Annotated in this window: 21 protein-coding genes; 10 read left to right on the top strand and 11 right to left on the bottom strand. The window is 70.3% G+C overall.

What is annotated here, in order from left to right; genetic code table 11:
- Window positions 1-104 precede the first annotated feature (104 nt).
- The 5 genes from OG276_RS38465 to OG276_RS38445 all read right to left on the bottom strand — a co-directional run bounded on the left by OG276_RS38465 (window position 105) and on the right by OG276_RS38445 (window position 5196).
- Entirely contained in the window at window positions 105-1358 is a 1254-nt protein-coding gene (locus OG276_RS38465; RefSeq protein ID WP_266914057.1) for an FG-GAP-like repeat-containing protein, read from the bottom strand.
- A gap of 656 nt (window positions 1359-2014) precedes the next feature.
- A complete protein-coding gene (locus OG276_RS38460; RefSeq protein ID WP_266914055.1) occupies window positions 2015-2269 on the bottom strand; it encodes a hypothetical protein in 255 nt (84 codons plus the stop codon).
- A 295-nt stretch (window positions 2270-2564) separates the two neighbouring features.
- Window positions 2565-3098, bottom strand: a complete 534-nt coding sequence (locus OG276_RS38455) for a tetratricopeptide repeat protein (protein WP_266914053.1) — start codon at window positions 3096-3098, stop codon at window positions 2565-2567.
- Between the two features lie 443 nt (window positions 3099-3541).
- Window positions 3542-4132: a hypothetical protein gene (locus tag OG276_RS38450; protein WP_266914051.1), complete on the bottom strand. Its 591-nt coding sequence runs from the start codon at window positions 4130-4132 to the stop codon at window positions 3542-3544.
- Between the two features lie 23 nt (window positions 4133-4155).
- Window positions 4156-5196 carry an NlpC/P60 family protein gene (locus tag OG276_RS38445; protein WP_266914049.1) on the bottom strand — a complete coding sequence of 347 codons (1041 nt, stop codon included), beginning with the start codon at window positions 5194-5196 and terminating at the stop codon, window positions 4156-4158.
- Window positions 5197-5600: 404 nt separating this feature from the next.
- Here OG276_RS38445 and OG276_RS38440 point away from each other — a divergent pair, with 404 nt between their 5' ends.
- Genes OG276_RS38440 through OG276_RS38415 form a run of 6 tightly spaced genes read left to right on the top strand, consistent with a single transcriptional unit; the run spans window position 5601 to window position 12529 of the window.
- A complete protein-coding gene (locus OG276_RS38440) occupies window positions 5601-6443 on the top strand; it encodes a hypothetical protein (RefSeq protein WP_266914047.1) in 843 nt (280 codons plus the stop codon).
- A gap of 20 nt (window positions 6444-6463) precedes the next feature.
- Window positions 6464-6805 (top strand): hypothetical protein, encoded by a 342-nt coding sequence (locus OG276_RS38435; protein WP_266914045.1) that lies wholly within the window; start codon window positions 6464-6466, stop codon window positions 6803-6805.
- Window positions 6806-6807: 2 nt separating this feature from the next.
- The gene (locus tag OG276_RS38430) at window positions 6808-7596 is read left to right on the top strand and encodes a hypothetical protein (protein ID WP_266914043.1); all 789 of its coding nucleotides are present in this window, start codon (window positions 6808-6810) and stop codon (window positions 7594-7596) included.
- Window positions 7586-9448 carry a hypothetical protein gene (locus OG276_RS38425; protein WP_266914041.1) on the top strand — a complete coding sequence of 621 codons (1863 nt, stop codon included), beginning with the start codon at window positions 7586-7588 and terminating at the stop codon, window positions 9446-9448. The genes OG276_RS38430 and OG276_RS38425 overlap by 11 nt, the downstream gene beginning before the upstream one ends.
- A 1-nt stretch (window position 9449) precedes the next feature.
- Window positions 9450-10970, top strand: coding sequence for an SCO6880 family protein (locus OG276_RS38420; RefSeq protein ID WP_266914039.1), 1521 nt, complete (start codon window positions 9450-9452; stop codon window positions 10968-10970).
- Window positions 10970-12529, top strand: coding sequence for a type VI secretion protein (locus OG276_RS38415; RefSeq protein WP_266914037.1), 1560 nt, complete (start codon window positions 10970-10972; stop codon window positions 12527-12529). The genes OG276_RS38420 and OG276_RS38415 overlap by 1 nt, the downstream gene beginning before the upstream one ends.
- Before the next feature lie 165 nt (window positions 12530-12694).
- Here the strand turns inward: OG276_RS38415 and OG276_RS38410 are convergent, their stop codons facing one another.
- Entirely contained in the window at window positions 12695-13015 is a 321-nt protein-coding gene (locus OG276_RS38410) for a hypothetical protein (protein ID WP_266914035.1), read from the bottom strand.
- 134 nt (window positions 13016-13149) lie between these two features.
- Here OG276_RS38410 and OG276_RS38405 point away from each other — a divergent pair, with 134 nt between their 5' ends.
- The 3 genes from OG276_RS38405 to OG276_RS38395 all read left to right on the top strand — a co-directional run bounded on the left by OG276_RS38405 (window position 13150) and on the right by OG276_RS38395 (window position 16785).
- Complete coding sequence (locus OG276_RS38405; RefSeq protein ID WP_266914033.1) at window positions 13150-14889, top strand: type IV secretory system conjugative DNA transfer family protein; 1740 nt, start codon at window positions 13150-13152, stop codon at window positions 14887-14889.
- Between the two features lie 33 nt (window positions 14890-14922).
- Entirely contained in the window at window positions 14923-15444 is a 522-nt protein-coding gene (locus tag OG276_RS38400; protein WP_266914031.1) for a hypothetical protein, read from the top strand.
- A 468-nt stretch (window positions 15445-15912) separates the two neighbouring features.
- Window positions 15913-16785 carry a hypothetical protein gene (locus tag OG276_RS38395; protein ID WP_266914029.1) on the top strand — a complete coding sequence of 291 codons (873 nt, stop codon included), beginning with the start codon at window positions 15913-15915 and terminating at the stop codon, window positions 16783-16785.
- A gap of 339 nt (window positions 16786-17124) precedes the next feature.
- Here the strand turns inward: OG276_RS38395 and OG276_RS38390 are convergent, their stop codons facing one another.
- The 5 genes from OG276_RS38390 to OG276_RS38370 form a co-directional block, all read right to left on the bottom strand.
- Window positions 17125-17361: a hypothetical protein gene (locus OG276_RS38390; protein WP_266914027.1), complete on the bottom strand. Its 237-nt coding sequence runs from the start codon at window positions 17359-17361 to the stop codon at window positions 17125-17127.
- Window positions 17362-17413: 52 nt separating this feature from the next.
- Window positions 17414-19030 (bottom strand): hypothetical protein, encoded by a 1617-nt coding sequence (locus OG276_RS38385; RefSeq protein WP_266914025.1) that lies wholly within the window; start codon window positions 19028-19030, stop codon window positions 17414-17416.
- A gap of 1 nt (window position 19031) precedes the next feature.
- Window positions 19032-19442, bottom strand: coding sequence for a hypothetical protein (locus OG276_RS38380; protein WP_266914024.1), 411 nt, complete (start codon window positions 19440-19442; stop codon window positions 19032-19034).
- 283 nt (window positions 19443-19725) lie between these two features.
- A complete protein-coding gene (locus tag OG276_RS38375; protein ID WP_266914023.1) occupies window positions 19726-20124 on the bottom strand; it encodes a hypothetical protein in 399 nt (132 codons plus the stop codon).
- Between the two features lie 149 nt (window positions 20125-20273).
- Complete coding sequence (locus tag OG276_RS38370) at window positions 20274-21419, bottom strand: epoxide hydrolase family protein (protein ID WP_266914022.1); 1146 nt, start codon at window positions 21417-21419, stop codon at window positions 20274-20276.
- A gap of 63 nt (window positions 21420-21482) precedes the next feature.
- Between OG276_RS38370 and OG276_RS38365 the strand changes: the two genes are divergently transcribed.
- On the top strand, window positions 21483-22451 hold the full coding sequence (locus OG276_RS38365; protein ID WP_266914021.1) for a YafY family protein: 969 nt from the start codon (window positions 21483-21485) through the stop codon (window positions 22449-22451).
- Window positions 22452-22527: the final 76 nt, after the last annotated feature.

The raw sequence follows: 22527 nt of genomic DNA, 5'->3' as shown, positions 1-22527 counted from the left end.
AAGGAGACGTCGACCTACGCGACACAGGGTACGGATTCGGGCCATACGAAATGCAGTCCGTTCTGAACGGTGGTGGTGGGACCGGGTGGCCTGGCGGCCGTGGCTCAGAAGACGAGGTGCGCGTCCGAGGTCTCGATGACGGCCACCGGGCGGCCGAGGTGGCCGTCCGATGCACCCGTCCCGGGGTACATGCGTATGGAGTTGTCCTGGTGCGCGTGTGCCAGGAGGTCGGGGTGCCCGTCGCCGTTGTAGTCACCGACCCCTGCCAGCTCCTTGAAGCCGTTCCAGCCCCCGGTGCCGATCAGGTGCCGGTCGCCGAAGCCCCCGCGGCCGTTGCCCGGGTAGAGCCACAGCCGGCCGGTCGTGTCCCGCGCCACGAGGTCGGAGCGGTGATCGGAGTTCATGTCACCGGCACCGACCAGCTCGTTCATCACGCCCCAGCCGCCACCGAGGTTCTTGCGCGTCCCGAACGAACCCTTCCCGTTGCCCGGGTACGACCACAGCACACCGGCCGCGTCGACCGCGAGTAGATCCCGCCTGCCGTCACAATTCAGGTCTCCGGCCGCAGCCATGTCGCGCATTCCGTTCCACGTGCCGCGGAGCTGGACACGCGTACCGAGGCGCTTGCTGGTGCCGAAGCCGGTGCCGGGGTAGAACCACAGGACGCCGTTCTTGTCCCGGGCGAATACGTCCTCGATTCCGTCTCCGTTGTAGTCGCCGTGGCGCAGCATCTGGCTCATCCCGGTCCAGCCGGTGCCAATGCGTTCGAACCTGTCGGTCACGTTCCACTCATGTGAGGGGGCCCAGTACCACAGCTCGCTGTAGCGGTTGCGGGCGAGCAGGTCGGCACGGCCGTCACCATTGAGGTCACCGAAGGCCGCCTCGGCGGCCGAGGAGGAGGGACGCACTCGCGGTTCCTGGTCATACCATTGCACGGGGTAGTAGGACAGACCGCATTCGCTCCCCTGCCCGTACGGCAGGAGCTCGATCGAGCTGATGTCGTTGTCCAGATCCGGGCGGTCGCTCGTGGCCAAGGACACCTCTTCGTAGGGGTACCACCTGCCGCCCAATTCGTAGTCCGGTTCGGAGCTCAAGCACACCGTGTACGTGCTGTAGTTGGCGATCGAGCTGATGTGGTCGTCCCAGGCGCCGAGACTGGGCAGGCTCTTCGTGACGACCATCATGGAGCCCGTGCCGGCCGACCCGCTGAACACGCAGACCTGCCCCCGGGCGCAGCGGTCGTACCCGCTCGCCGCCTCGGCGGACGAGGCGGTGGCGAGCAGGTCGGCGGTGGTGGCGAGCGCCGTGGCGGCGGCGACGAGCGCACCGCGGACGGCGCGCGGAACAGTAAGGCTCACAGAATCCCCCGGATCCATACGAAACATCCGCTGTTCGCACAGGTCACGCCGGAGGCGGCCCCCTCCGGAACGCAGAATCGAGTGCCTGGAGCATAGACCTGGCCCTTTGCACCGGGACCGGCGGGCCTCGCAAAAGAGGCGGTTGGCAGCGCATCCACCTGGAGGTCCTTCGGCCCGGCCGGGACCTCTGCCCGGGCCTGCGCCGCCGGAACCGCGCCGTCCGGAGGAGGCCCGAAGTCCAGATCACCAACCGGCAACAGGACATCTGCTCGGCCTACGGACCACTTCACAGACCATCCGCGCAGCGACTCGGCAGCGATGTCACTCTCGGCCTCCACTGAGAGAACTCCCCGAGCGACTAGATCTCCACACCGCCCGAGCACCACGAGCGGGAGAGCAGCAGGATAGAAAGCGGAGGTATACCGCCCAGCTCAGGTCGTATGAGGGCTACCCTCCCGGCCAACTGGAATGCACAGCTAGACAGCTCAGGTGCTCATTAGACAGATGGAGGGCTCAGTCACTGTTGAGCGACGCTGAAGATGAGCATGAGGGCGACGTGTTGGTCGTCGATGGGATGGGATGGGATGGGATGAAGCGACCCCGGCGGCGGTCCCTGAGTTCTAGTGATCGTCGTGCACACGGTGTCGGCTTCGTGCTCACTCTGTCGCATGGGTCTCAGTAATGGCGGTGCGAGTGGAGGTCTCCTCCCTGCTCATCGTGGGCATCTGGTAGCTGATCCAGATCCGCTGGTCCAAGGCCGCCAGGACGCCGTGCTTCATCCGTTTGCGCAGGGTGGGCTGGCCGACCAGCCACACCGCGAACGGCGTCGTGGAGTCCATGTCGTAGTCGGTGAGCATGCGGATCGCGGCCAGTTCCCGCCCGGCCGCGACGGTGTCGGTGGTGTACTCCACCCGGCTCCTCATCGGACAAGGCGGGCACGTTGTAGTTCACGACGGGCCACGGCTGGCGATTCCCGCGCCCGCCCCGAAGGCACCCCGGTGAGCAGGGCCGGTCCCCACGGTGAACTTCACGCGGTGGCTGGCAAGGGCGGGCGCCAGGTCCAGGACCCTTGATCATTCGCGGGTTGTTCAGGATCACTCCGGCCCACGGGCCACCGGATTTGAGGCTACGGACTCGGCCCGACTCAGGGATTCAGGATCAGGTTCTGAACCCCCGCGTGCGCCGATACCGCCGTGGCCCGCCTGCTCAAGCCCCCTCGATGCGGTCGAGGAGTGCCTTGGCCTTGCAGGTGTAATAGTGGTCCGGGCCGAAGTTCGCCAGGCAGGCGTCGTACGCGGCCGCGGCCCGCGGCCGGGCCTCGGTGGCACGGCCCAGCCCGAAGAGAGCCCTCGCTGCGGCCGCATCGACACCGCCGGTCACAGGCCGGTAGTCCCCCTGGGACAAGTTGCGGCGCAGCACGTCGGCACGCTGCACCTCGGCGAGGGCCTCCGTGTAGCGGCCCTGGCCGCTGAGGGTGCCGGCCAGATTGAGCCGCAGGAGCAGTCTGAGCCGGTCGGGTTCGTGGTGGGTGGCGAGCACTTGGCGCGCCAGCACCTCGGCCTCCTGATGACGGCCCAGCTCGCTGAGGGCGGCGACCTGCCCGGTTCGGGCGACCGCCGCTATGAACTGCAGGTCCGGTCCCGTACCGCGGTCCGCGAGCTGTGCGACGGCCGCGCACTCCGCCTCGCATTCGCCGTACCGGCCGAGAGCGCCCAGCTCCCGTGCGCGGTCCGAGCGCATTTTCAGGGTGTGCCTGTGCTCGGAGCCAAAATCCCTGACGGCGGGCGGGGAACAGCTCGTCGTACATGGCGAGGGCATCGGTATGACGGCCTTGGGAGCTTACCGCGAGCGCGGCGATGCCCATCGCGAGCGGTCCGTTGATCTCGTGGCGCGGCCGGAACGGGCCCGCGGCCAGGGAGCGTGCCTCTGCCTCGGCTTCGGCATAGCGCCCCGCCTGGTACAGGACCGCGGTTCGAGCGAAGGGGGTCCCTGCCATCAGATCTGCATCGCTCCGGTCACGCCAACGAAAGAGCCTCATGCCCGGAGCATACGAACAGCGTTCACCGGCACCGCCGCGGCCCCCTAGCCAACAGCCTTCGTCACACCGTGGGCTGAGGCCGAAGCAGCAGCCGATTTCCGGCGGGCCGCGGTCGGGGCAGGGTAGCCCCGATTGCCCCGACCGCCTATCGCGCGGACACCGGTACGGGCCCTTGCCCGTCCTCGGACGCGTGGAGGTCGCGAAGGTGGGCCCGTACGCGCCGGATCGCCTCGTCCCCTGCAGGCGGCGCTGCGGTGAAGGCCTCGATCAGGTCCTCGGCCAGACGCACCGCGTCCGGAGCCGGCAGCGCCTTCCACATGCTGTAGGCCCGGCGTACCGCGAGGGCCGTCTCCTCGTGCCCGGGACCGTGGAGGGCGGCGTGGAGGCGGACCACGTGGAGGTACCAGGCCACGGCGGTCTCGTGATGGCCGGTCAGATGGACGACGTAGGCACGGACCTCCCGGACCCTGACCGTCTCGATGTGGTGCTCGCCCCGCGCGGCGGTGGTCTTCGCGTCGAGCTCGGCGACGAGGGCGTGCGCCCGGGCGAGGTCGCCGGCCGCGGCCGCCTGGATGGCTGCCAGCTGCTCGGCCAGGTCCGAACTCACGGGCTCGTCGCCGAGATCGAGGGGCGTGGGGTCTCCGGGCAGCGGGGTGGTGGCCCCTTCGGGCTCCGCGCCCGCCCAGAACTGCGGGTCGACGACACCCCAGGGGCGGAAGAGGGTCTGGTCGTGCATGGGGGTTCCTGTGCTCGTGTCGGTCACCAGGCCACCACCCGGCGGATGCCGGTCACCCGGGTCATGTAGTTGGTCGAGTTCCGCCAGCTGCTGTACGGGACGATGCGAGTACGGACCCCTGTGCGCGGGGACTCGATGAGCAGGCCGGACCCGATGTACATGCCGACGTGTCCCGGGTTGGAGGCCGAGCCGTCGGAGCCTGCGTTGAAGACCAGGTCGCCGGGCTTCGGGCTGTCCAGGCCGACCTCGTTGGGCAGGTCGATCTGGTCGAAGGTCACGCGAGGGATGGTGATCCCGGCCGCCTTGTAGGCCTGCTGCATCAGGGAGGAACAGTCGCACCAGTGCTGCGGGTTCGACCCCAGGGCGTTGGTGCAGTCGCCGCCGAGCTGGTACCAGCCGCCCTTCTGGGCCAGGGCCCAGGCCACGGCCGTGCGGACCGGCGGCGGGGTGCCCGGAGGGAGCTCGAAGCCGTCCGGGAGCTCCACGGGCCCGCTTCCGCCTCCCGGGGCCGTGTACTTCACCGCCCGGGCCAGGATCCTTTGGACGTAGTCGTAGGTCTGCCCCTGGGCGAAAGCGGGGGGCGGGACACCGTCGAACTGCTCGACTCGACCCCAGCCCGCGTTGTAGGCGGCCAAGGCCTTCTCGATGGGCGATCCGCTGTATTCGGGATGTGCCTTGGCCTTCTTCAGCAGGCCGCACATCATTCCCCCCTGCGAGGGAATCGCGTCCTTCGGGTCCATGACGTCCTTGTCGCCATCGCCGTCACCGTCGATGCCATGAGTGGCCCAGGTCCCCGGGATGAACTGCGATATCCCGTACGCGATCGGCCTGCCGGTGGAATCCCGGGAGATGGCCGTCGGGTCGAAGTTCGACTCGGCCCAAATCTGTGCGGCCAGAATCGCCGGCGGCAGCCCCTGGTCGCAGGCCGCGGCGGCATCCAGGATCAGCGGAGCGTATGGGGCCGGGACGCCCCCGCTGCCGCCGATCATCAGGGAGCCGGCTGTCGGCCACGTACCGACGTTGCGCCCCTTGCTGTCGTCCTCGGCGAGCGTGGCGACGAGCATCACCACACCTAGCCCCAGAGCGAGCGGGGTGGCAACCACTCCTGCACCCGCCACCCCCAGCCATCGCTTCGCCCCCACCTGGCCCCTTCGGCAGTTCCTCTGATGTGCGCCCACGAAGACGAAATCAGGCCGCATGGCCGGATATTGATTTCACTGTGAGTGCGTGGCGGATCGTGACACTATGCCATTTCGGCTTTTGGGGAGGGGTCCTGTATACCCCTCAGGTGATGTGGGGCGGGCTGCGTAAAGTGCCCATGTCTTTCAGCTCCGGGTCGATCAGCGTATGAATTTCATATTTTCGCGACGGCTTTGGTTGGGTTGGGGTGCTTGGGGGGTTCATGAGCAAAAGGGGAAGCTCGGCACACACGGTGTTCCCAGAGGGCGCTCGCCTCGTCGTGCCGGTGATGGCGGCGACCGGGGGCAGCGCGCGCTCTACCGTCGCGCACCTCCTCGCCGACGAACTCGCGGCAGCGGCGGCCACCGTCGTACTGGACCTGGCGCCTCGCCTCGCCTCCCCCTGGCCGACGTGGAGCGGAGCAGAACGGGCCGGTGGCCTGGCCGCACTTCTGCCGGACCGACCTGCGACACGGGGCCAGATCCGTGGCGCGGCGGCAAGCCGCCGGGCCCCTGAAGGCGACTGGCACGTACTGACCGATGGGCGCGAGTGGCATGCGGCCCCGCTGCCCATGCCGTCCCAGCCCGCGGCCTGGTACCAACTCGCGGCCGCAGGCGGATGGCAGGCCGCCATCGCCGACACCGTCCACCCCGTGGCACACGACCTCCTCGCGACCCGGTACTCGGGCACGCCGAGCCTGACCCGCGCCTGGTGTGACCTGCCCTTCGCTGTCCCGATCCTGTGCGCCCAGGCCACCGCCGACGGCATACAGACCCTCCAGCAAGCCGTGATGGTGCTGCACGCCGAAGGCCTGCCCCTGCAGCGCACGGTGGTCGTCCTGGCCGCCACCGCCGACGGTCGGCCTCCCGCCGTGGTCAAGGCCGCGGCCACGATGCTCTCCGCCCGTGCCGCCGCCGTGGTCCACCTCCCCCACGACGCGGACATCCGCGCCAACGGACTCCAGGCCCAGCCGGCCCGGATCCGCCCGCGCACCCGCCAGGCGGCCGAGGAGCTGGCCACCGCCGTGCTCACCGCCGCCCGCGAGGCCTTCGGCGATCCGCTGCCCGCAGCTCCGCAACCCGCCCCGCTCCCTGCCGTTGCAGTCCCCGCCGTTGTAGTCCCTGCCGTCTGACGAATTAGGAATCACCGAGTATGAGCCAGCTCCTGATGAGCCTGCACGCCCTTGCCACCGACCCCGGCGTGCACGTCGCGGCGGCCTCACCCGGTCCCGTGCCGGACTTCGATCCGGGCCTGCCGACGGAGGTCAAGAAGCCGGCCGCGACGATCCTGGCGTGGACCGCGGGCGGCGGCCTCGCGCTCGCCGTGCTCGGCGGGCTCAGCGGCTGGGCTCTGGTCGCGATCGGCCACAACACCGAGCGGGCCGCGCTGGCGGCACGGGGCAAGCAGAGCGTGCTGTGGAGCCTGATCGGCGCGGGCGGCATCGGACTGACGTCCTCGCTGATCCTGGCCGCGTACAACATGACGAGTGCCTGAGCGTGGACTCGTCGAACGGGCTCAAGGCCCGCAGAGCCCGATTCGTGCTCGCCGCCATCGTCGTCGCGGTGGCCGCGCTGCTGGTTGCTGGCGGCTTCACCGCGGCCAACTTGATGCGAGGAGACGACAAGGGCGAGCCGCAGGCCGGGGCGACCCCAGCCGTGAGCATCCCCGCGCCCGCGCCGACGGGCACGGGCTATGCAGCGGCCGGGCCGATGACCCCTGAGAAGGGCCACAAGATCACACTGCGCAAGCCCACCGGGCAGAAGGACGGCGTGTCCACCGGCTTCCCGGGCTCCCCCAGTGGCGGGCTCTCGGCCGTCGTCTATTTCTGGGAGGAGTACGCCTGGCTCGACGACGAGAAGGCCGCCCAGCAGCTCAAGGCTGTGGCCTCCACGGACTCCCCCAGGTACGCGGACAAACGAGTCTCCGAGATCCGCGCCATGCGCGAGGCCCTCGGCCTGCCCCCGTCCGGCGGGATCTCAGCCGACATCAACTTCACCACCGCCGTCAACGCCGTTCGGGGCACCACCGTCCAGGCCCCCGGCTTGCCGGTGGGCGACGTCATGCAGGTGTGGGTCTCCTACGACCGCTTCGCCACCGGCCCCAAAGGGGGCCGCGACGAGAACCCGCTGCGCGGGGACATGGTCGACTTCATCGTGAAGTGGCAGGACGGTGCCTGGAAGTTCACCGACGCGTACGACTCGCTGCGCACCTTCCCGGTCGCCTACGAGCCCACCAGCACGTACGCCTGGGACGACGGCTGGGTCCAGGTACGCCATGCCGACTGACCGCTTACAGCGCACCGCGCGCGCCCTCGTCCTGCTGTGCGCCCTGCTCTCCTTCCTGAGCGTTGGCGCCGGCTTGTCCATCGCGGTCGCGGAGGACAACAAAGACCACTACTCCACGGTCGGACCGCCCGACCCGATCCCCAAAGAGTGGGAGCAGTGGACCATCGGGCTCACCCCGAAGGGGAAGTACTGCCTGTTCGACCAGATCGACGACCGTCAGCTGTGCCACCTGCCCGGGCCGGGCGATCCACGGATTCCCGGCCGGACGATCCCCTGTGAGGGTGCGGACGGGAACGGCGCGGCCGAGTGCTCAGACGAAGAGCAGCGGGAAGCCGAGATGCGGCGACTGGAGGAGTGGCGCAAGAACTTCCCCGACAAGCAGTGGAAGAACTACGAGAAGCTCAACCAGTACCTCACCGACTGCGTGGTCAAGGACAACCGCCCGTTCTCCGTGTGCCGGCTCGAAGGCGAGGCGAAGTACCCGCCGCCCGCCAAGGGGCCGCTGGACTGGGTCGCGGGCAAGTTCTCCGAGTTCGCCTCCAACGCGCTCAAGGAGGCCGCGTCCTACATCGGCAAGAGCGTGGTCTGGCTGCTGTCGGAGTTCGCGACGCTCTTCAACGACTTCTCCTCCATCAAGCTCGACGACACAGGCATCGCGAAGTTCACCCTGATGATGACCTCGCTGTCCGTGGTCCTCGCGGTGTTCCTCATGCTGATCCAGTTCGGGAAGGTGGCGGTCAGCCAGAACGGGGCGCCGGCGGCAACCGCACTGGTAGGCCTGGCCAAATGGGCCGTCATCTCCTCCGTCTACTGGGTCGTCGCGCAGACGGCCCTGGAGTGGTCGGATGCTTTGTCGACCTGGATCATCGACAAGACCTTCAGCGGCGGAGGCAGCGGCACCGCGTCCGAGGCCATGCAGCGCCAGCTCGGTGCACTCTTCGGCGGCCTGATCACCGGAGGCGGCGGCGCCGCGACCGTCGGCGGCGCCCTCATCTCCGGCGAGACGGTGGCCACCTCCGCGGTCGGCGTCGTCATCGTTATGGGCATCGTCTGCATCCTGGCGATCGCCGCCCTGTGGGTGGAGATGCTCCTGCGCCAGGTCGGCATCATGATCATCATTGCGACGATGCCCATCACCCTGGCCGGTCAGCTCTCCGACAGCACGGCCGAGTGGTGGCCCAAGGCCCGCAACGCCTTCATCTCCCTCGTCCTGATGAAGCCCGCGATTGTCGGCGTCTTCTCCATCGGCCTCTTCGCGATGACCGAGGGCAACGGTGTGCAGAACATGCTCGTCGGCTTCGTGATGTTCCTCGCGGCCTGCTTCTGCTGGCCCGCGCTCGCGAAGTTCATCACCTTCACCACCAACGGCGAGGGCGGCGCCATGGTCTCCGGCTGGCTCAGCTCGGCCGGCTCCTCCGCCTCCTCGTCCTCCGGCGGAGCACGGCTCGAACCCGGCGGCGCCGGCGCAGTCGGCGGGTCCGGCTACACCAAGGCCCTTGAGTCCGAGAACTCCTCCTCCGTCCCCTCGACGGCTTCCGCGGCCGGGAGCGGCTCCAGCGGTGGTGGAGCTGCCAAGTCGGCGGCCCGGTTCGGCGGCAAGGCGCTGGGCGTCGCCGCGTTCGGCCTTCAAGTGGTGGCGGCCGGCAAGGACTCCTTGGAGTCGGGGCTCGGTAGTACGGCCGCACACGCCGGCCTGGGCCAAGGCGCTGGTGGCGGCCGCCACGTCGTGATCGCCCCGCGCCGTTCCGAGGGACCGGCGCCCGCACTGGTCGGTGCTCCCGCCTCCGGCGCGACGTCGGCGGAGACGCCAACCGGCCCGGCACCGGCACCGGTACCGCGAAATGAGGGATGAGATGTCACAGCCCGTTTCCTACGGAGGCTGGCAGTCGGAGACCACCGGCTTCATGGGCCGCCTCTCCGGCCCCGGCTTCGCGATGGTCGCCGCCGCCTCCCTCCTCGCGCTCCTGCCGTTCAACGTCGGCTGGCAGGCCGCGTTCGTGTGCGTACCGCTCGCCCTGCTGCTGCTCGCGCTCGCCTTCGGGCGGGTCTCAGGGCTCAGCGCCGACGAATGGATCTCTCTCGCAGTAAGGCACCAGATCTCCGTGGCCACCCAGCGCAACCTCTTCTTCTCCGGCGCCTTCGCGCCCCGCTCCGCCAAGACCGGGCGGCAACCCATGGACCTCCCCGGCATCCTGGCCCGCCTGCGGATCCTGGAAGCCCCCGACGGACTCGGCGGCCAGCTCGGTGTCGTCCACGACCCGGTGGCCGGCACCTACAGCGCCATCGCCCGCATCTCCTTCCCCGGCCTGGCCCTCGTCGACACCGACAAGCAGACCGCCCGGGTCGCGTCCTGGGCGCAGTTCCTGCGCTCCTACTGCACCGAGGACTCCCCCGTCACCCGCATCGCCGTGCACCAGCGCTGCCTGCCCGACGACGGCGCCGCCCTGGCCTCCTGGACCGCCCGGCACGTCACCCCGGACGCCCCGGCCGCCGCGGTGACCGCGCTCACCGAGCTGATGGACGGCGCCGGACCCGCCGCGGCCACCCGCGAGACCTACCTGACGGTGACCATGTCCTCGGCCCGGGCCCGCCTGGCCATCAAGGGTGCCGGCGGCGGACAGATCGGGGCCGCGGCCGTCCTCGTACGAGAACTGCACGCCATGGGCCAGGCCCTGTCCACCGCGAGCCTGCAGGTCGTCGAGTGGCTCCCGCCCCGCAAGGTCGCGGCGACCGTGCGCACCGCGTACGACCCCGAGGCCCAGCAGATGCTCGCCACCCGGGGCGCCGCCGCCCAGGCACCCGGCTGGACGGGCACCGCGCCCGGCGTCGACGTGGACCTCGCCGGCCCGGCGGCCACCGAGACCGCGTGGGGCATCTACCGGCACGACGGCGCCTGGTCCGTCTCCTACCAGGTCCGCACCTGGCCGCAGGCCGCCGTGTACGCGACCATCCTGCAGCCGCTGATGCGCCCGCGGCAGAATGCCCGCCGCGCGATGACGCTCCTCTACGAGCCGATCGGCCCCCGCCGGGCCCGCCAGGAACTGGCCCGCGACAAGGCCAAGCGCAGCTCCGCCCGCCACCTGCGCGCCAAGTCGGGCCGCGACGAGAGCGAGGACGAGCGCCGCGAGGAGGCCATCTCCCGCCAGCAGGACGTCGCCCGCGCCTCCGGGCAGGGCGTCCTGCGGATGACGGCCGTCCTCACCGTCACCGTCACCGAACTCGACGAGCTGGAGACCGCCTGCGCCGAACTCCAGGCCGACGCCGCAGCCTCCGGGCTGGAAGTACGCCGCATGTGGGGCGCCCAGGACACCGGCTTCGCCACCGGCGCCCTCCCCCTCGGCCAGGGCCTGCCCGACCGCCGGATGGGATTCTGATGGGCCTCTTCTCCCGCCGCCCCGCCGGCGACACCCTCCTCGAAGCCATCGGCATCGACGAGGCCGCAGGCATCGCCGACCGCCCGCCCGTAGCGCTCCCGCAGCAGCGGACCGCCCGGGAAGAGCGGCGTGCCCGCCTCCTCGAAGACCCCGAGACCTCGATGCGGGTCGCCCCGAAGAAGGGGTGGACCCAGCCCTTCGCGGGCCGGGCCGCCTCCGCGCCCCGTACCGAGGTCGTCCGCGCGGACACCGCGAACGCCGCCGGGATGTACCCGTTCCTGCACGCCGCGAGCCTGCCGCCGATCGGCGCGTACATCGGCCGCAACGTCCTGACCACGGAGGCCTTCAGCGCCCACCCCGCGGTCTGGGTGAAGGAAGGGCTGTGCACCAACCCCAACGTGATGGTGACCGGGATCCCCGGCTCGGGTAAGAGCGCGCACATCAAGGCGCTCTCCCTGCGCCTGATGGCGTTCGGCCACCGAACGCTGATCGCCGGGGACGTCAAAGGCGAGTACCAGGCGATGTGCCGTCACCTCGGGGTGGAACCCGTACGCCTGGGTCCCGGACTGCCCGGTCGCCTCAACCCCCTGGACGCGGGCCCGCTCGGCGCCGGCCTGGACCTCATCAAGGACCCGGCCGAGCTGAAGGGCCGCCTCACCGAGATCCACCGCCGCCGCCTCACCCTGCTCAAGGCGCTCCTCGAACTCCAGCTCCGCCGCACCCTGCAGCCCCAGGAGGAAGAAGCCCTCGACGTCGCGGTGCGCGAGGTCACGGGCGAGCTCCACGGCACGGGCGCCACCCGCTTCGCCGTGCCCACCCTCCCCCTCGTCTACGACCGCCTGCGCGACCCCACCGACGCGATGGCCCGCGAGCTCCGCATCCGCGACGGCGACATCCAGCGGGCCCGGGAACAGATGGCCTCCATTCGCTCGGCGCTCGGCGGCATGGTCACCGGCCACCTCGGCGGCCTCTTCGACGAGGCCACCTCCATCGACCTGGACTGGGAGGCCCCCATCCAGTCCGTCGACATCTCCGCGCTGCAGGAGTACGGCGACGAGACGGTTGCCATGGTCCTGTCCTGCGTCAGCAGCTGGGCGCAGTCGGCCATCGACCAGCCGGGGCAGAAGCCGTGGATCGTCGTACGCGACGAGCTGTGGCGGCAGATGCGCTCCGGCGGCGCCACCATGGTCAAGAAGATCGACGCGGACCTCAGGCTCAGCAGGGCGACCGGCACCATCCAGGTCCTGGCCACCCACCGGCTCAGCGACTTCGAGTCCGTCGGCGCGGCCGGCTCCGAGGCCGTCGCCATCGCCCGCGACCTGATCGCCTCCTGCGAAACCCGCATCAGCCTCGCCCAGGACACCCGGCCGCTCCAGATCACCCGCGAGGCCATCGGCCTCACCGACTCCGAATGCGACCTCATCGGCTCCTGGGGCGCCGGCCAGCGCGGCCGCGCGCTGTGGAAGGTCGGGCGTGGGGGCGGCTCGCACGCCGTCCAGCTGATGCTCTCCCGAACGGAGCAACGACTGTTCGAGACCGACGAGAAGATGGTGATCTAAGCCCGTGGGTTCGTCATTCCTGAAGTGTCGAGCGTGCGGAACCCACGGGATCAGCTTGCTGGAGAGCCTGTGTCGGGCCGCCGGTTGGGGAACCGAGGGCTCGCCGGCCGGGCAGGTGTGGGTCGTCGTGTGCACGAGTGACCGCCAGGCCCGACACCGGTCAGGTCAGAGCCACCCGGCCCAGCCGAAGGTCGCGATGTACGCACGCTCGATCGCCCTCCAGCCCCGCCCGCCGCGTTGGCGGACGATGACGAAAGCCAGCGCGAACCAGACCGCGAACACGCCGCCGATGATCAACGGCCATTTCGGGCCCTCGAAGTACCCGACCGCACCGAGTGCCAAGACCGTCAGCACCAAGCCGAAGTGCGCCCCGCCGCGGCTGGTACGCAGTGCCTCGCGCACCACCCTCCGGTCCTCCGCGAGGACCCGCTCGTACGCGTTCGGCGCCGCATCCGCCTGGTGCTCCCGCTCCACGTCCTTTTCCACGGATCCCCCCTCAACAGATCCAGCCCTGCGCAGGACCGGCTCATACCCCCTCAGACGCAACACCCTTCAAGACCGTTGCCCGGTCCAGCAGGGCACGCCTCAACGCAGCGAACCCAAGACAGTAGGTGCATGACGTGTCCGAGCGCACCGGCCCGTCCGCCGCCGGGCTGGACGACAACACGCTGCTCGCCGCGTACGGCGCCGGCCTGGTCGTCACCATCGGCAGCTCGGTCCTGCTGGCCGGGCCGCTCGCCGGACTCCTGTCCGGCAACGGCTGGGTCGGCAGTACGGACAGCGTTCCCTCCACCGTGCTGTCGGCCCTCGTCAAAGGCCCGGGCTCCGTCTACCGGCCCGCCCCGCCCTCCTGGCTGTTCTACGGGCTCACGGCGTTCTTCGTCCTCGTCTTGGGCGCCGTGATCGTCAAGATCTCCAGCACCCTGTCCTTCGGCGGGGCTGCCGGCGGAGCCCAGTGGGGCGGCCCGAAGGTCGAGCGGAAGATGTACGCCGCCAACGACCCGACCAAGAGGGTCAACCGCATCACCGCAGGCCGCGGCCTGCGCACCAAGAACATCGTCGCCGCCCAGCCCAACATCTCGGCGACGGTGTTCGGCGTACCCGGCTCCTCCAAGACCACCGGCCTGGTCCTGCCGAACGCCGCGGAGTGGCAGGGCCCCCTGGTCGTGACCACGACGAAGGCCGCCGACCTCGACGTCATCTACAACCGCCGCGGCGCCATCGGCGTACCCACCGAAGACTGGTCCGATCCTGGGCTCGCAGCCGGATCCGCACGGCCCCCGATCTGGGTCATCGCCCCGGCCGGCATACCCGGCCGGGACAGCGACCGCTGGTCCCCCGTCGCGTACTGCACCGACGCCAAGGCCGCCGACCGGATGGCCTCCTGGCTCGCCGAGGCCTCGGCCTCCGGCGGCGACAAGCGGGCCGCGCCCTGGATCGACCAGGCCAAGAGCGTCCTCAAGGGCATCCTCCTGGCCGCCCACCTCTCCGGCGGCGGGATCTCCGACCTGCGCCGCTGGATCTCGCTCGGCAAGGACGCCGTCGACCACGTCCGCGCCGTCCTCCTCGCGCACGGCTTCACCGACGTCGCCGAGGACTACGCCTCCCCCTGGCTACGCCTGCACGAGGACGGCATCGGCTCCATTCAGTTCAGCCTCAACGTCCTGGCCCGCGTCTTCGCCGACGAAGAGGTCCGCGAGACCTGCGCCCGCTCCGACTTCACCTTCGAGGAATGGCTCGACAAGCGCGGCACCATCTGCGTCATCGCCTCCGAGGCCGACGCCGACCGCTTCGCACCCCTAATCAGTTCCCTGATCGCCGGCGCGATCCACGCGGCGGAGTCCCGCTACAACTCCACGGGCAAGGCCATCGATCCGGCGGTCGGCTTCCTCATCGACGAGGCCGGCAACATGCTCCGCTACCCCCGCCTGCCCGCCATCCTCACCACCGGCCGCGGCATGGGCATCGCCATGCTGACGGTCTGGCACGACCTCTCCCAGCTCCGGGAATCCCTCGGCGTCCAGAAGGCCAACACCGTCCTGTCGGCGAGCGGCCTGCGGATGCTCCTGCCCGGCTGCGGCGACCTGGAGACCCTGCGCTACTTCTCCGGGCTGTACGGGCGCACCGAGGTCATGAAGACCAGCCACGGCCGCTCCCGCGGCGAGCGCTCCACCAACACCCAGGCCAACGAGACCGACCTCGCCCCGGTCCACTCCCTCCAGCAACTCCCCGACTTCACCGCGATCGCCCAGTACACCAACCTGCCGCCGATCAAGGTCAAGATGCGCCTCACCTTCCGCGACAAGGACCTCAAGAAGCTCCTCGCGGACCCCAAGGCCGCCGCCCCCGCCAAGAAGTAGGGAGCCGACGATGACCGAGCCCAGGAGGTATCCGTGCCCGACCCGCTGAACCCGGCAGATCTCTGGCCGACACCACCCGGAGCCGCCGCCGCGAAGAAGGCGGAGCCGCAACGCTGGGTGTGGGTGGCCATGGAACCCCAGGAGCGGCAGATGCGGATGCGCGAGCTGGGCTGCTGGGTGGACTGGCTCCGGACCGCGTTCGAGCTCCACAACACGATCACGCACTGCTGGTACCGGCACTCCGCCGTCCTCGAACACCTCACCGCCCTCTACGCCGGCTGGATGCGCACGTACGCCGGAGAGGAAGAACCCGGCCGCGAGCTCGCCGAAGCCGACTGGATCAACACCCTCCACGCCTTCATCCCCCGCTTGCAGCTCGCCGCCTGCGCGGCCGGCACCCACCAGCCGCCGCCGCTCCTCGTCCCGCCGCCGGCCGACAGCGCCGAGGCCTTCGACCTGTACGTGAGGCTCTCCGACACGACGAGCGCCGCCGCGGTCCATCCGGCGGCGGCCGAGCTCGGCCGCCGCGAAGCCGAACTGAACGCGCCGCTGTAGAGGGCCCGCCGCACAGCAACTGCCTGCCGCCGCCGCCTGTTGCGGCGCAACACGACACCGAGGAGATACCCGCAATGGCAACACCAGCGGACCAGGCAACCGGCCCCACCCCTGCCGCAGACGCCCGTACCGGAACGGGTGCCATGCCCTTGTGGGGGGAGCCCGGCCACCCCATGGAAAGGTTGGACGTGGTCCCGCGGTCCTCTTCGCATCGCGCAGCACCGCGGGATTCGCCCCGTCCGAGCTGTCGGAGGGCAACGACTGCCCGGAGTTCGAAGAGGCGATGGCAGCCTGGGACGACCTCGTCCCCGCCGTTCCCGCAGCCGAGATCCGGACCGCCGTAGTCAAAGACGTGGCCGTCCTGCGGCCCGATGCGCGGGCAGCAGCCGAGATCGCACCGGCCGCCGGTGTCCCTGGAGTTCCGAAGCGAGCGGCTGCCCTGCGCCGCCTGCCGAACCTCCGGTTGCCGTGCCGACGGCTCCGGAGGCGGGAGCGGGCGTAGCAACGGCTCTGGCCGGCGCCGACACCCACGCCGACAGGCTCAAGGACCACCCGGAGTGGCAGCGGATCCAGACCGTCCGAGGCGCCCTGGGGCACGTCTGGGACGTGATGAAGGAGAAGGCCGGCCCCTACTGGGAGAACCTGAAGGCCGACGTCCGGTTCCAGGGCTTCTGGAAGGCCGCGTCCATCCGGGCCTGCGAGGCGATCTCGTCCTCCGCGTCGACGCTGGCGCGCCGCCTCCAGGGCGACCTCCCCGCCGCCGACGCCTTGCTCAAGCTCTCCGATGCGACCCTCACCTACAGCAACGCCCCGGCCCGGGCCGAGCCCGGCCTGGCACCCTCGGCGAAGCCGGTCGCCAAGGAGACCGCCGACTCTGCTGAGGCGCCGATGCCTCAGCTCGTCGAACGAAAGCCCCCCACGGCGTACGCCACCCGCGAAGACTCCGTACGGGCGGCCCAGGAGGTGACGAAGAACTTCCAGGACTGGATCGCCAGCCCCATGGGCCAGGAGCTGGTCACCTCCGACCACCGCAGGGTGGCCGAGTTCCGCGACGCCTGGCAGCAGTTGCCGCCGCATGACAGCGGACCGGGCCCGGCCGTAGGCCCGTACGACAACGTCGCCGAGCGGGCCAAGGCCCTCGTCACGGCAGCGGTCGGCTCTGCCCGCTTCGCCCCCGGCGACCTCCAGGCCCTGGCACAGACCACTGACCGGCACGCGGCCCGGCTCGCAGTCACCCTGCTACCCGGCACGGCAACCCCGGCGCAGAGGGCGGCGGCCCCGGCACCCCGGGTAGCGGTTTCCCCGCCTGCAGCGACCCGCACCCCACGGGCGGCGGTGTAGCCGGTCCGGGGCAATGCTTCCTAGCTCCCCGCCTCCCGCGGCCCGGCACACAGCCCAAGGCCCTGGCCATCCGGCCGGCGGCGGGGCAACGACCTGTGGGCCGGCCCCCTTACCGGTCTACCCTGGCTTCCAGGCCCTGGTGGACTTCTCGTCGGACTTGCGGGAGATGCTAGATATGCCGGATTCGGTGAAAGTGCTTCAGAACATGCTGCTCTCAACCTAGAGTCGCAGGTCAGCAAGTCTGCTCCCCACGCACGCGGGGATGACCCAAGGGCCGGTGGATGGGCGTGCGGTGGGAAGACTGCTTCCCGCGCAGGCGGGGATCACCCCTGCCGACAGCTACATGGCGGCCCGCAGCATCCCCGCCGTCTTGGCCATGGCGGCCTTCGCCGGCTCGTCGGTAGCGGTCCGTGCGGCGTCTTCCAGCAGGAGCGCGGCTGCCTGGAGGAGTCCGACGTGCACGGGCACGGTCTCCAGCCCGGTGAGCGCGGCCATGGCCTGGGCGGTGGCGCTCTGCGGGATAAGGGTGCTGACGCCGCGTCCGACGATCCGTTGGGACTGCGTTGGTGTACTCACGAGGTGATTCTCGCGGGTCCGGACACCAAACTGCCCACGCCCGCGAGCGGGCTCACTGCCGCAGTCCCGGACGGCGCCCGATCGCCAGGTCGGTGGGCACCTCCGCCCGGGGCAGCGCCCGCTGCCGAGCCTGTGCCGGCTGCGTGGGGGCCCACCTCTGTTCCTGGGCGATCGACTGGTGGGCGGCAGCATCCAGCATCGCCCGCGGCACCGGAGTGCCCGCGCTCTGCGCGGCGGACAGGAGCGCGGCGGCGCTCTTCTGCTCCGCGCCCATCACCGCCGCGTAGGCCCCTGTCAGGGACTCGATCTGTCGGGAGTGGACGGGGTAGAAGGACCGGTTCTTGTCGGGAGTCCGGGGCCTGTGTTCATCGGAGTTGGTCACCAGGCCGGCCTCGGCGCGCCGGACCACCCACGGGGCGGCGCCCGCCATCTGCCAGCCGGTGGCCGACAGCCGGTACGCGGTCGCGGCGAGGGCTCCCGCTCCCCCGGCGTCGGCGACGATGTCGGCGGCCGGCCTGCCAGGCCCCGGCGGCTGCTTGGGGGTCCACTGCGGGCCGAGCAGCAGCTGGCCCAGGCGCACCGTGCTCGTACGGGAGATCACCACCGCGGGATGGGGGTCGGTCGACGGCATCTTCACCGCTTTGCCCTGGCGGACCTGCGCGTAGCCCGGCGGCGGGAGTGGTGGGTGTTCCCGGGGATCGCCCGTATCGACGACGTTGCCCCAGGCTGCGGCGGCCTTGTCCCAGGCCTTGGAAGACTCTCGCAGCGCCATGGCAGCGCTCTTCAGACCGTCCTTTGCGGCGCCGTCCGTCATGTCCCCGGCGACGTGCATCAGGGTCCGCCCAGCGAGCAGCCGGCTCATCGCGTTCCAGGAGGAGATCTGCTTGAGGTCCGCGCCGCTGAGCCGCTGCTCCGCGCTGTCGTGCAGGGCGGTGTACGCGGCGCGGGAGAGCCGCTCGCTGTCCTCCGCGAGGCGGGTGGTGATGGCACTGGTTTCGTCCGTCGCCGCCGCTTGGACCGGTTCTACGGGTAGCGCCGCAGGGAGCGAGGCCAGGTCGGGATCGGCGTCGCGGGTCGCCGCCTGCGCGTAGACGGAGGCGTGGTCGAGTGATGTCCTGGCCTGTTGGAAGGCGTCGACAGCGCCGGGATGCTCGGCACCCTGGGAGAGCCGGTGCACAACGTGGCCTGCCTCCCAGGCGACTTCTGAGTACCGCCGGGCGAGGTAGTCGAACGCCTTCTGGCGCCGCAGCAGGTAGGCGTACGGCGTCAGTGGGGTCCGGTCGGGACCGAGATGGCTGCTGATCGTGTCGCGTACGGCGCCCACGGCTTGCGCCGCCAAGGCGATCCGTTCGCCGGCCGGTCCGCCCTCCCCTGCCTGCGGGGCCAGGTACCGGCGAGCGGTGCCCAGCGCCTTCCGCGCGTCGCCCAGGCAGTCCTCCAGGTTCTGCTCCGCCTGGGTCAGCTCCCGTCGGCGCCGCTGGTCTTCGTCGGCCGTCGGAGTAGGGGTGTACGCCCTGGGACCAAGACCCTTCTGCATCTGTAACAGCAGCCCGTCGACTTCGTCGGCCAGAGCGGCACGCTCATCGGAGGCGACGGAGGCAAGCGGGGTCTGTGCCACCTCCTGCAGGTGTGCGATCGCGACGTCGAAGAGCTCCCCGAGGGTCGCCACCTCACTGCCCCCGAACGAAGGACAGGGCCACGGCCGCACCGGACGCCAGTTCCCCGACCTCGACCAGAGCCCGGGCCGATGCCGCGTCCGCCACCTCGCCGGCCGACAGCCGCGTCAGCACGGCGCTGACGTGCTCCAGCAGTCGTACGTACGGAGCGAGACCGGCGGCCCCCGGTTCCGGGGGCGGAGCCGTGACCAGCAGGCTTGTCTCGGGCAGCGGAAGGCGGTCGCGGCCTTCCGAGCACTGTTGCGAGACGATCATCGCCTGCAGCTCGTCGCTGCCTTCGTCGAAGGTGATGCTGTGGGCGAGTTTGGTGATCATGTCGAAGACGTCCCAAGCCGCCGCCAGCGCAGCGCCGGCGTCCTCGGAGTCCAACTGCTCATCCAGCCTCAGTAGCGCCGATGCAGACATCAACCGCCCCTCCTTCATGTCGGAATGGCGACGATCGTCCCACCTCGCAAGCACCCGGTAAGCACGCCTGTGGATAAGCCACACCCTGTGGAGACGGCCGGCTGGGGCGGGACCGGCCGAGGTGAAACGTCTCCTCAGCTCTCCGCCCCGAGGCGCTCGCTGAGGGGCGTCCGACTGAGCGGGTGCCGTCGAGGTTTGGCCGACGCTGCTGCAGCGCCGGCGCCCGCTCAGGTGGCCACGCGGGCTTCTCTGGTCGCTGGCGCGAGGGCTTGCCCGACGCGGCTCAGGTGTCCGGACCGCAGACGGTGCCGCCGGGTTGCTGGCGGGAGTACTGGACCATGGCTTCCTGCGAGATCGAGGGCGTGCTGCCGTCGGCGGGGGTGAGGGTGTAGAAGACAGTGATGGAGCCCTCGGTGACGGCGTCCAGGACACCGACCCAGGGGATGGTGTAACTGACGGAGGTGGTGTCAGCGGTGACGCTCACGACACCCTGGGTCTTCGCGGCCAAGGTCTGCCCGGAGGTGTCGCTGCAGACCGTGACGTCGAAAGTGACCTTGTCGCCGGTCGTGAACGGTATGTGGTCCACCACGACGAGGACGCCATTCCAGGGCTTCTGCAGGCAATTGATCGAGCCGGGGGGCTCCTCGAAGGGAAATTCCGGGAAGTCGAGTTCGACCGGCATGCAGGCTCCTGGTTGTCGAAGGGCGGCCGGGACCGGGAGCTCGGACTCCCGCCCCGTGATCATGGGTCGATCCGCGTACGCGCCCGGATGATCTGCCGCCTGCCGCCCCGTGACCGCATCGGATGCCAAGGCTGACCGACCTTGAGGTGTCAGGCGCCGCGCGCGGCGAAGAAGGCGCGGACGTCGGCGACGAACGCCTCCGGCTGCTCCAGTGAGAGGAAGTTGCCGCCGCGCTCCAGCTCGGTCCAGTGGGTGATGTTGTGGTCTCGCTCGGCGAAGCGGCGGATGGCGATGTCGGTGTGCAGGGCGACGGCGACGCCGGTCGGGACGGTGCCACGGGCCTTCGGGGCCCAGGCGCTCGGGTCGTGGCCCGCCTCGTAGTACAAGTTCGCCGAGGAGCCCGCCGTGCCGCTGAACCAGTAGACACTGACGTTGGTCAGCAGGCGGTCGCGGCCCACGGCATCCTCGGGGAGCTCGGCGGCGGGGTCCGTCCATTCCTTGAACTTCTCCGCGATCCAAGCGAGTTGACCGACCGGCGAGTCATGCAGTCCGTAGGCGAGGGTCTGCGGACGAGTGGACTGGATGGCGTTGAAGCCCATCTTGTCCTGCTGGAAATCCTCCAGCCGCGCCAGCCGCTCCTGCTCGGACGTGGTCAGCCCCTCGAACTCGGCAGGATCCCCGGAGGGGAAGGTGACCAGGCCGTTGACGTGAATGCCGACGACCAGGTCTGGGGCCTGCCGCCCCATCTCGGCAGCGATCCAGGCTCCACCACCTGTGCCCTGGACGCCGTAAGTGCTGTAGCCGAGCCGCCCCATCAGCTCGACGAACGCCCCGGCGATGCGGCCGGTGTTCCAACCGGCCTCGCCGAGCGGACCGGAGAAACCAGTGCCGGGCGTGGACGTCACAACGACGTGGAAGTCCTCCGTCAGCGGCCGGATGACCTCGACGAACTGCACGAACGAGCAGGGCCAGTCATGCAGCAGGAGCAGCGGCACGGCCGCAGGGTTCTGCGAGCGGACGTGCAGGAAGTGGATGTTCTGGCCGTCGATCTCGGTGGTGAACTGCGGGAACTCATTGAGCTCCGCCTCCGCCTTGCGCCAGTCGAAACCGTCGGCCCAGTACGCGGCCAGGGCCTTGAGGTAGTCGGTGGGCACACCCCGGCTCCAGCCGGCGCCGGGGATCTCGCCGCTCCAGCGGGTACGTGCCAGCCGCTCCCGCAGGTCGTCGAGATCCGCCTGCGGGACATCGATGCGGAACGGCTGGATCCGGGCGTCGGTGTTGCTCTTGTTCTCCATGAGTACGACAGTATTCTCAATATAGGCACGATACGTTCCTAATGGCACGACAGGCTTGTCCTCATGCTTGATACATCCGCACGGTTGCTGCGCCTGCTCTCCCTCCTGCAGACCCCGAGGGCCTGGCCGGGATCAGAGCTGGCCGGGCGCCTCGGGGTGAGCGGCCGCACCGTCCGCAACGACATCGACCGACTGCGCGAGCTCGGCTACCCCGTGGACGCCACACGCGGAACCACCGGTGGCTACCGGCTGGGCGCCGGGGCGGTGATGCCCCCGCTGCTCCTCGACGACGAGGAGGCCGTCGCGGTGACGATCGCCCTGCGTACCAGCGCGCAGGGCACCGTCCCCGGCACCGAGGAAATCTCCCTGCGGGCGCTCGCCAAGCTGGAGCAGGTGCTGCCCTCCCGGCTGCGCCGCCGGGTGCGGACCCTCATGTCGTACACCGTGGCCGTGCCGGCCGACCGTCCGGCCCCGACCGTCACCGCGGAGGTACTGACCACCCTGGCGTCCGCCTGCCGCGACCAGGAACGTCTGCGCTTCGACTACCTGGACCACGCCGGCTCGCCCACCCGCCGCATCGTGGAGCCATATCGGGCGGTGAACTGGGGACAGCGCTGGTACCTGGTGGCATGGGACGTCGAGCGCCAGGACTGGCGGACCTTCCGGGCCGACCGAATCCAGCCCCGCACCCCGACCGGGCCGCGCTTCACCCCGCGCGAACTGCCCGGCGGCGACGCTGCGGCGTACGTCTCCCAACGAGTATCGGGCGCGGCCTGGCGCTACCACGCACGGGTTACCGTCCACGCCCCGGCGGCGGCGGTGATCGAGCAGATCAATCCTGCGGTCGGCACGGTCGAGGCACTCGACGCCAACACCTGCGTCATGACCACCGGCGCCGATACAGTGCAGACCCTCGCGGTCTATCTGGGCATGCTCGACTTCGACTTCCGTGTCACCGAGCCCGTGGAACTGGTCACCCACCTGCGTCGACTCGCGGACCGCTACTCCCGCTCCACACCGCCTACCTCCTGAGGCGAAGAGGCCCGCCAGACGTGCCAAGAAGCCGGATTCTGGGAACGACCGCGAGAGTCTGCTGCGGGAAATATCG

Source organism: Streptomyces sp. NBC_00086 (assembly GCF_026343255.1).
Lineage (GTDB): Bacteria > Actinomycetota > Actinomycetes > Streptomycetales > Streptomycetaceae > Streptomyces.
The sequence above is the reverse complement of the archived record's forward strand: the minus strand, read 5'-3'. Positions and strand labels throughout refer to the sequence as shown.

Excerpts from the sequence above, each read along its gene's own strand:
- OG276_RS38455 (WP_266914053.1), bottom strand. The coding sequence starts at position 3,098 with ATGCGCTCGGACCGCGCACGGGAGCTGGGCGCTCTCGGCCGGTACGGC.
- OG276_RS38450 (WP_266914051.1), bottom strand. The coding sequence starts at position 4,132 with ATGCACGACCAGACCCTCTTCCGCCCCTGGGGTGTCGTCGACCCGCAG.
- OG276_RS38445 (WP_266914049.1), bottom strand. The coding sequence starts at position 5,196 with ATGCTCGTCGCCACGCTCGCCGAGGACGACAGCAAGGGGCGCAACGTC.
- OG276_RS38440 (WP_266914047.1), top strand. The coding sequence starts at position 5,601 with ATGGCGGCGACCGGGGGCAGCGCGCGCTCTACCGTCGCGCACCTCCTC.
- OG276_RS38435 (WP_266914045.1), top strand. The coding sequence starts at position 6,464 with ATGAGCCAGCTCCTGATGAGCCTGCACGCCCTTGCCACCGACCCCGGC.
- OG276_RS38425 (WP_266914041.1), top strand. The coding sequence starts at position 7,586 with ATGCCGACTGACCGCTTACAGCGCACCGCGCGCGCCCTCGTCCTGCTG.
- OG276_RS38420 (WP_266914039.1), top strand. The coding sequence starts at position 9,450 with ATGTCACAGCCCGTTTCCTACGGAGGCTGGCAGTCGGAGACCACCGGC.
- OG276_RS38415 (WP_266914037.1), top strand. The coding sequence starts at position 10,970 with ATGGGCCTCTTCTCCCGCCGCCCCGCCGGCGACACCCTCCTCGAAGCC.
- OG276_RS38380 (WP_266914024.1), bottom strand. The coding sequence starts at position 19,442 with ATGTCTGCATCGGCGCTACTGAGGCTGGATGAGCAGTTGGACTCCGAG.
- OG276_RS38375 (WP_266914023.1), bottom strand. The coding sequence starts at position 20,124 with ATGCCGGTCGAACTCGACTTCCCGGAATTTCCCTTCGAGGAGCCCCCC.
- OG276_RS38370 (WP_266914022.1), bottom strand. The coding sequence starts at position 21,419 with ATGGAGAACAAGAGCAACACCGACGCCCGGATCCAGCCGTTCCGCATC.
- OG276_RS38365 (WP_266914021.1), top strand. The coding sequence starts at position 21,483 with ATGCTTGATACATCCGCACGGTTGCTGCGCCTGCTCTCCCTCCTGCAG.